Raw genomic sequence first — 1171 nt, forward strand, 5'->3', positions numbered from 1 at the left:
AAGCGGTCCCATCACAGTCGTGTCCGTCTGCCGGCCGGTGCGCGCGAGCCCATTCGTCGCGCACGGAAGGAACCCGGCCATCATGTCGCAGCCCATCGAGGTGATCGGCGGAATCGACACCCACACCGACGTTCACCAGGCCGCCGTCATCGACACCATCGGCCGGCACCTGGCCACCGAGGCGTTCCCCACTACGCCTGCGGGCTACCGGTGCCTGCTGGAGTGGCTGCAATCTCACGGCCAGGTGCTGGTCGTGGGCATGGAGGGCACCGGCTCCTTCGGCGCCGAACTCGCCCGTTACCTCCACGCCAACCAGATCGCCGTCATCGAGGTGGACCGGCCTGACCGTCGAGCTCGCCGCGCGGCAGGGAAGTCCGACTCAATTGATGCCTATGCGGCCGCCACCGCGGTGCTCTCCGGCCGCGCCAAAGGGATCCCGAAACAGCGCGACGGCTCAGTCGAGGCGATCCGCGGGCTGCGCGTGGTACGCGCCAGCGCCGTCAAGGCCCGCACCCAGGCCACCAATCAGCTCAAATCATTGATCATCACCGCGCCCGCCGCAGTACGCGAATCACTGCGCTCACTGACCACCACCGAGCTGGTCCGGAGGCTGGCAGCCTGCCGTCCCGGCACCGATCTGGCCGACCCGGCCACAGCCGTCAAGCTCGCCCTGAAGCGTCTGGCCAAGCGGTACCGGCACTTGAGCGAGGAGATAGCAGACGCGGACGCCGACTTGCGCGTTCTGATCACTCGAACCGCACCCGGCCTGCTCGCACTGCCGGGCGTCGGGACCGAGACTGCCGGGCAGCTGCTGGTCACCGCTGGCGACAACCCCGACCGGCTCGCCTCAGAAGCCTCTTTCGCCCACCTGTGCGCCGCTGCCCCTGTGCCAGCTTCCTCCGGTCGCACCGACCGCCATCGACTCAACCGCGGCGGAGACCGCCAGGCCAACCGTGCGCTGCACACCATCGTGCTGGTCCGCATGCGGCACGACCCGCGCACCCGCGACTACGTGGCACGACGCACCCTCGAAGGGCTCAAGACGAAGGACATCTTCAGATGCCTCAAGCGCTTCGTCGCGCGAGAGATCTACCGCCACCTCACAAGCGCATGCATCAGCTCACCGACAACGACTTCCGCAGCTTGACGATCTATAGGAGCTTCAGAGTCA

1 protein-coding gene is annotated in these 1171 nt (G+C 67.5%); it reads left to right on the forward strand.

The genetic code is table 11. The features are described 5' to 3' along the window. Nucleotides 1-82 precede the first annotated feature (82 nt). Nucleotides 83-1147 carry an IS110 family transposase gene (locus tag ACGFU7_RS48235; protein ID WP_393705183.1) on the forward strand — a complete coding sequence of 355 codons (1065 nt, stop codon included), beginning with the start codon at nt 83-85 and terminating at the stop codon, nt 1145-1147. The last annotated feature ends 24 nt before the right edge of the window (nt 1148-1171 follow it).

The organism is Streptomyces sp. NPDC048473, from assembly GCF_043200155.1.
Lineage (GTDB): Bacteria > Actinomycetota > Actinomycetes > Streptomycetales > Streptomycetaceae > Streptomyces.